Genomic DNA, 6,280 nt, shown 5'->3' with positions numbered 1-6,280 from the left:
CATGTCAAGCTTTATTTTCTTACTTACTGTAAATTAATGAATTATATTTGCATATATATTCAGTGAAGCCCCTCCTGATCGACTCTACATTATAAGAAAAAAAACGGTTTCTAAAAAAAAATAAAGTATCTGCATGTGTTTTACTGTCAAATCTCCAAATTTCTCTTCAGGAGATTTATCCTGAATTATCACTCCCTGGATCTTCAAAATCAACTGCTGGATAAAATCGTGTTAAGGAATTGCTGATATTCTTATCAAAAATAGAATTTAACTCGATAATTTCATCTCCCTAAGTGTAGAACAGTTGGAACAACAAGGCACAATATAACAAAAAAATGTCAGTACGTGCTTTGTTGTTCCACCTTAGATCTTTTAGTTAGCTAAGAATAATCAGAAAAGTGTATATTATTGATGGATAGCAGCAAATATCAATACTATAGTATAGAAATGTAACAGAATATGCAATATAATGACCGAAAACAGCGTGATGTAGATATAAAGTATGTATTATAATAAAATAGATAATGTAAAATTGATCCGATATTTTTCAATACAGATGGAGCTATAAACAGATATGAGTGGAAAATGAAGAGATTATATCAAAGATCTGAGGTATTTACAGAAGGTAGGAATAATTTGACAGGTAGAGAACCATGAATTATCTGATAAGGTCCTCTAATTCAACTGAAGTATCTGATCTATCGTCCCTGTATTTGATGATAATTGGGCAGTAGGCAGCGAAATCAGGGTGATTTGAGAGTTTTCTGGTGCCGGAGATAACAACAGAGCCTTCCGGAATGATCACGGGCTTACCGGTTTGTTTGGGCAGGAATTTACCATTTACGGCATCAAATACTGGTGTTCCTGCAGTAAGGATCACTCCAGCGGCAATGATGGCATTTTCTTTGACGATCACACCTTCATATATACCACAATTTCCCCCTACAAACACATTATCCTCAATGATCACGGGATTTGCACCTACTGGTTCAATAACGCCCCCGAGTTGAGCTGCAGCAGAGATATGCACGTTTTTGCCAACCTGGGCACAGGTGCCAACCAGAGCATGAGAATCTATAAGAGAGCCGTCATCTATATAGGCACCCACATTTACATACATGGGTGGCATCATGATTACTGATCTGCCAATATGAGCTCCTCTGCGAACACTGGAGCCTCCGGGAACAAGCCTGATATTATCTTCCAGCGTGAAATTGCGTTCAGGATATGTGCTTTTATCCAGAAATACTTTTGTCTCTGAAATCTTGTATTCAATGATGGAGCCTAACTTGAATCCTAAAAGGATGCCCTTTTTCACCCAGGTATTGGTTATCCATTCATCTTTAGATTTTTGAGCGGATCTGATCGATCCAGCTTCCAGAGCATTCAGGAAATCGGGGAAGATTTTCTGGAAATCAGTAAGGTTTCCAGATTCAAAGGCAGATTCAATAATTTTTTTCATATTCATTCCTAAGAATTAATTATTTCTTTGTCAGGTGGTTTTTTAGGAACTTACCAGTAAATGAAGCCTGATTTGCCATTACTTCTTCCGGAGTACCTTGAGCAATGATATAGCCCCCGGCATCTCCACCTTCAGGACCCAGATCAATAATATGATCAGCGCATTTGATCACATCGAGATTATGTTCGATAACCAGGATAGTATTTCCCATAGAAACCAGGCGATGGAGAACATTGAGGAGTTTTTTGATGTCATCAAAGTGGAGTCCGGTAGTAGGTTCATCGAGAATATAAAGAGTACTTCCCGTGCTTGTTTTGCTTAATTCACGGGCGAGTTTGATCCTCTGGGCTTCACCACCAGACAGGGTTGTAGATGCTTGACCGAGTTTGATGTAATTCAGCCCGACATCCATAAGAGTTTTTAGTTTTCGAGCAATTGTAGGAATTTTATCAAAAACTTCAAGTGCCTGCTGTACGTCCAGATCAAGGATTTCGGAGATATTATAGCCTTTGTAGCGCACTGAGAGGGTTTCTTTATTATAGCGATTTCCTCCACATACTTCGCAGGTGACAAATATATCAGGCAGGAAGTGCATTTCAATCTGTTTTACTCCGGCACCTCGACAAGCTTCGCAACGTCCCCCCTTTACATTGAAAGAGAATCTTCCTTGAGAGTAACCTCTGATCTGAGATGAGGGGAGATCCGAAAAGAGTTTCCTGATGGGATCGAATAGCTTGATATAAGTAGCCGGATTTGAGCGGGGAGTTCTGCCAATGGGCTGCTGATCGATATTAATTACTTTATCAAAGTTATCAATTCCTAAAATTTCTTTGTGTTTACCGGTTTTTCTTTGTGAGCGATGCAAAAGATTAGCAACTGTTGGATAGATGATCTGGTTAAGCAGAGAACTTTTTCCTGAACCCGAAACACCAGTAATACAAGTAAATAGACCTACAGGAATATCGACATCAAGGTTCTTAAGATTATTTTGAGTTGCACCCTTGACTGTGAGCATCCTTTGATCAGGTTTCAGTCGTTCATCAGGAATGGGAATTTCTAGTCGTTGGGACAGGTATTTGCCGGTAATTGAAGTGAGAGATTTCTTGATCTGGTTTACAGTGCCCTGGAAAATGATCTCACCTCCCAATACACCTGCATGGGGTCCGAAATCTATTATTTGATCTGCACTTAGGATTATATCTTCATCATGTTCTACCACGATTACAGTGTTGCCAATATCCCTGAGATGGAGGAGCATTTTAAGTAATTTATGATTATCACGCTGGTGCAGCCCTATGCTGGGCTCATCCAGAATATACATCACACCCACCAGACTGCTGCCGATCTGCGAGGCTAATCGGATACGCTGGGATTCACCACCAGAGAGAGTAGGTGCTGATCGATTAAGAGTCAGGTAGTGTAAACCCACATTTTCCAGGAAGCTCAGACGATTTTTAATTTCTTTCAGCACTTCTGTTGCGATCAACTTGCGGTTACCTTCCAGCTTCAGTTTTTCAAAAAAACTACGGCACTCAGAAATTGATAAGCTTGTCACCTGGTGAACATTATATCCATTTATAAGGACTGCCAGGCTTTCCGGGCGTAATTTTTTACCCCCACATACATTGCAGGGTTTGTCAGAGATATATTGCATATAATAGCGTTTGGCGGCTTCTGAGGAAGTGTCAGCAAAACGTCGCTTCAGGGTTGGGATCAATCCCTCAAATTTGATATTCAGTTCACCCTTACTTCCGGATGCGGCATTCCATTTCACCAGGAATTTCTTTCTTTTTGCACCATACATAAGGAGTTTCCGGATATTTTCGGGGTAATCCTGCCAGGGAGTGCTCAAATTGAAATCATGTGCCTCTGCTACAGCTTTTAATATTCTTAAAGTCCAGCTGGAGCGCTTTTTATTAAGTATTCCCCAGTGTTCACAAGCTCCCTGCATGATAGTAAGTTCCGGATGAGGAACGATTTTATCAGGGTCAAATTCTACTCTGTTTCCTAACCCATTGCAGGCAGGACACATTCCCAGGGGACTATTGAAAGAGAAATGCTGTGGTGATAGCTCTGGATAACCAATTCCGCATTTGGCACAGGAATTAGATTCAGTAAGAAGCACTTCTTCATTAGCATCTACATAATCAATTTTAACGGAACCATCAGTGAGTTTAAGAGCAGTTTCTACGGAATCAGTAAGTCGAGTTTTAATATCGTCATCGATTACCAGGCGATCAATCACGACATCAATTGTGTGCTTACTTTTTTTATCCAGCCTGATATCTTCGGAAAGCTTATGGATGATACCATTGATCTTGATACGGACAAATCCATTATTCCTGGCGTCTTCAATCTCGTCCTTATGTTCACCTTTACGGTTATTTACAATAGGTGCCAGTATCTGTATCTTAGTACCTTGGGGATTATCAAGCACAAACTGGATAATCTGATCAACGGTTTGAGAACCAACCAGATCACCACAATTATAGCAGTGCTGCTCACCAATCCTGGCAAATAGAACTCTGAGATAATCATAAATCTCGGTAACGGTACCCACCGTCGAGCGGGGATTCTTACTGGCAGCTTTCTGTTCAATGGAAATAGCCGGAGAAAGCCCTTCAATATAATCAAGTTTGGGCTTTTCCATCTGTCCCAGAAATTGTCTTGCATAAGATGACAAAGATTCCACATAACGCCTTTGTCCTTCTGCATAGAGAGTGTCAAATGCCAGAGATGATTTGCCTGATCCGCTAACACCGGAGAAGACAATAAATTTATTACGGGGCAGCACCAGGTCGATATGCTTCAGATTATGCTCATGTGCCCCTTTAATAACAATATTTTTTATCATTTAAGATCCTGATGCCTGATGATCAGGCGGATTTAGAGAATAGTGCTATATTTTCTACTCTTCAATCTTCAAACTTTCCAGATTCTTGATCAATTTATTGATCTCATCAATATCATGACCTTCCGGGGCAGAAGCAGTCAGCTTATAAAGAAGATCTATTGAGCGCTGATAAGTTTTATAATCGAGAGCAATTGAATAAATAATATTTGGCAGATCCTTATTATATCGGTTATAATAAATCATATTTTCAAATCTGGCATAAGCTTCATCTTGATACTGCTGCTTTGATTCCTCAGGTACGCGTTCAGACATATCCATCAGTTGAATACCGGATTCAGAGTATAAAGAGGCAAGAGTGCGATAAAATCTTTGTCTTTCCTGAATAAAAGTCAATGATTCCTTCATATAATAGATAGCATTTTCATAGTCATTATCTAATCTGTAATAAGTGGATGCTCGCATATATGCAGCACCGTAATTATTCAGCAGCCTCAGCATATTATCATCTTTATACACGGTATCATCAAAGATGCTGGCATATGTATATACACTGTCAATATTTGCTGTAAGTCTCTCAATATCAAACTGATCATTATTCGCAGTAGGCACAAGTCTATCGACCATACCCTCATTACGCAGATTCTTGCCAAAACCGGATGTCTCTGAAACGGTTACGGCAAAGTATATTGGTCTTTTGCCATAATTATCTTTTATTATCTGGATAACTGCCAGGTCTTTTACGTAGAGTACTTCGTCTTCCTTGATAATTATATCAAAACCTGGGGCTACATCATTTCCAGAAATTCTAACGCGTGTATCTTTGGGAAGACGCCGAGGATAGAGTGCTGAGGCCGGATCTGTTTGGCTGTTATCAATATGCCACACAGGCATATTGAACTCAATACCTTCATTATCGCGTAATTGCTTGATATACCAGGGAGTATTTAACAGGCTGAGATTTGCTACGCTAACATCTCTTCTGATACCAGCAAGAGTGGAATCTTTGAACTGCATGGCAGAATCAATAATTTCTTTTGTTTTGGTTGTGGGTTTGATATCTTTTGCTTCCCATAGGTATTCCTGGGCATTTGGGTCTTGCACAGCCTGAGCATACCATACAGGGAAAGTATCATTATCACCATTAGTGAAAATTATAGCATTTTCTTCCAGACTGTTCAGAATATTCTGTCCATATCCCAGAGCTACAAGTTCTTTGTGTCTGTCATGAATCCAGTATTGAGATGTAAAATTAAGAGCCGGTAACAGGAGAGCAATTATCAGGATAACATATCCGATAGGCTTACTTTTATTCCAGGCTTCTTTAATAAATCCCAAACTGCCGATAGCCATCCAGATAGCCCAGATGTTGTATGCAGTAACGAAGAAATAATCTCTGTCTCTGACTTCCTGTACTTTCTGGTTCATCACAAATACCATTGCCAGAGAAGCCATCAGGAAAAATGCCAGCAGATAAGCAAAAGAATGCTTATTTTTCTTATAATGATATATAATCCCATTCAAACCAAGTATTAACACCAGGGCATGAAAGAGAGATTGAGTAATTTTTAATGGAATACCAAACAGAGCCGAAATGGAATCAGTATGAAAGAATTGCCAGCCGAAATATCTCAGGAAGCTGTGATTAAACTGATGCCACAAACCTGCATTTCGGGTGAAGAAGGAGGTGGTGCCATATTGAGTACGCAGGACGTAGTTTTTAAAAAGGTCCCAATTGTGAGGATACCCTTCATTAATGAAAGGTCTGTGAGTACTTCTTACCAGGAGGAAGATATGAGTGCTGAAAGCAATTATAGTAAGGAAAACAGCAAGCAGCCAGGTTCTTCCCTTCACTTTGTCTTTGAAATGATAATATAAAATACCGATAATTCCCAGAGCAAAGGCTATTTTTGATAAATCAGGCACTGATATTGACTTTCCAATCTGATTAAAGGTCACATATAAAA

At 39.5% G+C, this 6,280-nt stretch carries 3 protein-coding genes; all 3 read right to left on the bottom strand.

Annotated elements, in window-relative coordinates; all coding sequences use genetic code 11:
• Positions 1-658 precede the first annotated feature (658 nt).
• On the bottom strand, positions 659-1,462 hold the full coding sequence (locus RAO94_00960; GenBank protein MDP8320898.1) for a 2,3,4,5-tetrahydropyridine-2,6-dicarboxylate N-succinyltransferase: 804 nt from the start codon (positions 1,460-1,462) through the stop codon (positions 659-661).
• Positions 1,463-1,481: 19 nt separating this feature from the next.
• Entirely contained in the window at positions 1,482-4,316 is a 2,835-nt protein-coding gene (uvrA, locus tag RAO94_00955; GenBank protein ID MDP8320897.1) for an excinuclease ABC subunit UvrA, read from the bottom strand.
• A 54-nt stretch (positions 4,317-4,370) separates the two neighbouring features.
• On the bottom strand, positions 4,371-6,280 hold a 1,910-nt coding region (locus RAO94_00950), incomplete at its 5' end, for a hypothetical protein (GenBank protein MDP8320896.1).

It is taken from the genome of Candidatus Stygibacter australis (assembly GCA_030765845.1).
Taxonomy (GTDB): Bacteria; Cloacimonadota; Cloacimonadia; order Cloacimonadales; family TCS61; genus Stygibacter; species Stygibacter australis.
This window is presented reverse-complemented; position numbering and strand designations above follow the sequence as displayed.

Bases quoted from the DNA above. Each gene is read 5' to 3' on its own strand.
- RAO94_00960 (MDP8320898.1), bottom strand. From the start codon at position 1,462: ATGAAAAAAATTATTGAATCTGCCTTTGAATCTGGAAACCTTACTGAT.
- uvrA (MDP8320897.1), bottom strand. From the start codon at position 4,316: ATGATAAAAAATATTGTTATTAAAGGGGCACATGAGCATAATCTGAAG.